General features: G+C 44.6%; 2 protein-coding genes. One reads left to right on the top strand and one right to left on the bottom strand.

The window, feature by feature from the left end; genetic code table 11:
- Window positions 1-329: 329 nt before the first annotated feature.
- Window positions 330-722, top strand: a complete 393-nt coding sequence (locus tag NJ959_RS29015) for a slr1601 family putative cell division protein (RefSeq protein ID WP_254015229.1) — start codon at window positions 330-332, stop codon at window positions 720-722.
- Between the two features lie 86 nt (window positions 723-808).
- Here NJ959_RS29015 and NJ959_RS29010 read toward each other — a convergent pair whose 3' ends face one another.
- A complete protein-coding gene (locus NJ959_RS29010; protein WP_254015228.1) occupies window positions 809-1,513 on the bottom strand; it encodes a tetratricopeptide repeat protein in 705 nt (234 codons plus the stop codon).
- Between the last annotated feature and the right edge of the window lie 393 nt (window positions 1,514-1,906).

Genomic DNA, 1,906 nt, shown 5'->3' with positions numbered 1-1,906 from the left:
AGCCAAGTGCCGAAATCCCGTAAGGGAACAACCAGAAAATCTCAGAAGTGATTCTGGCAGAGCAACCACTGTACCTGTACTCAGGTCAGTGGCGGGAGGATGTCACCCATCATCTTAGGCTCACCGCGACCGTTGTCCGGATAATGGTGGCTCGTGCTGTAAACTAGCTGATGTTAGCTGATCGGGAATGCTCGATCGGCAAAGAGGTTATATTTGTCTTTTTAGTGAAGTCATTAGGATTTGACTTGTATGTTGATTATGTGCTGCTCTCCTTCTTCTCTCCGATTAAGCCTTGTGACAATAACGGGAGTCTCCAGGGAGGAAGACAGATGAACGCAGTTCAACCCTCTAGAGGAAATGGGCAACCGCCAGAAAAAAACCGAATTACTCCTCGGAAACAGCGGCGACAGAGGCAGCATTCTTACCCAGCGATGGCAGGTGAGATTGCTGCTAAATTGTTAGTTAATGTCGTACTTTCTGCTGCTGCGATCGCAGGGTTATCTCAACTTTTGCCCTATCACCTGTCACAGCAAGTAAAGTTACGAGAAGTCGAAGCGGAAGTAAAACGAACCCAATCACGAGTTAATAATTTACGCAATGATTTCGGTAATGCTTTCGATCCATCTCAAGCCAAAAGAGTAATGCAAGAGCAAAGCTATCGCGTAGATCCAACTCAGCGTCAGGTAGTTTGGCAAGATCCAGACAGAGGAAATGATAATTAATTTTGAGTTTTGAGTTTTGAGTTTTGAATTAATATTTTCAACTCAAAACTCAGCTTATTCTGTGCCCCACTCCCTATTCCCCATTTTCAAGCTGTTAATGGCTCAAAGAGTTCATTCATCCAGGTTTCAACTTTCCGACGAAGACTACTAGAAGCACCGGAGGAAGATGGAGAATTGATCGCACGTTGATAGTCTGCGATCGCGCAATTCCAATCCCCCCGCAGATGGTAGGTACGCCCCCTTTCTCCTAATGCGCGATCGTTAAAACCTCCCAGCAGTAAAGCCATATCCAGGTTTTCTATAGCTAAATCATATAATCCCAAATCCCGAAATGAGATCGCCTGATTAATCCAAGTACGAACATTTCCGGGATTCAGATCGATCGCTTTTTCGTAGTCAGCCAGCGCTTTGCCAATTTGTCCAGTAGCAACATAGTAATTGGCGCGATTATTATAAGCATTATCTAATTGGGGATTAAGTTGTAAAGCTCTGTTATAATCTGCGATCGCCTTTTCACCCTCGCCTATTTGGAAATAAATCAACCCTCGGTTATTGTAATCAACCGCGTGGATGGGATGATATTTAATCAACTGAGTGAGCAATGCGATCGCGCCCTTGTAATCCCCCTGTTTAACTTTGTTTTGTGCCAAGACGCGCAAGGTTTTTGGCGAATGGTTATCAGTTTTCCGAGATACCAGTTTAACTGAGCCTAAATTCTTGGCAGCCCTCCTCGCCATTGGCAGCCACTGTTGATTCCGATTTTGTCGATTTGCGAAAGCATAACCCGTCATAATACTCCTCCTCCCTTTCCTACCGCCTATCCCTGCGGCTTATCTAGAATTAAGATTACCTTTGGTAGTACCCTGCTAGTGGCTGTGGGTGTGTCACTTCTTCATGCGTCTTCATTACCCAATCATTAGCACCCAGCCCATCCCTTTAAGTTTTTTGCCAGTCTTCAAGAAGATACAGGATAACCTGATGGATTTCCTGAAAGATTCAAACAATTTTTTGGTCAGTGAAGGATAAGGGGAAGGTGGCGAAGGTATAATAGGACTTGCGCATAAACCAGGATTAGGCACGATAATACGTTGTTTCAGCCATGAGTCTAAGTCCAGAAAACGGGTTTGATCGTGACATTGCGTAACTTCTATATAAAATCAACTTCCCCATCCTCCCCCTTATCC

It is taken from the genome of Limnofasciculus baicalensis BBK-W-15, from assembly GCF_024178385.1.
GTDB lineage: Bacteria > Cyanobacteriota > Cyanobacteriia > Cyanobacteriales > Coleofasciculaceae > Limnofasciculus > Limnofasciculus baicalensis.
The sequence above is the reverse complement of the archived record's forward strand: the minus strand, read 5'-3'. Positions and strand labels throughout refer to the sequence as shown.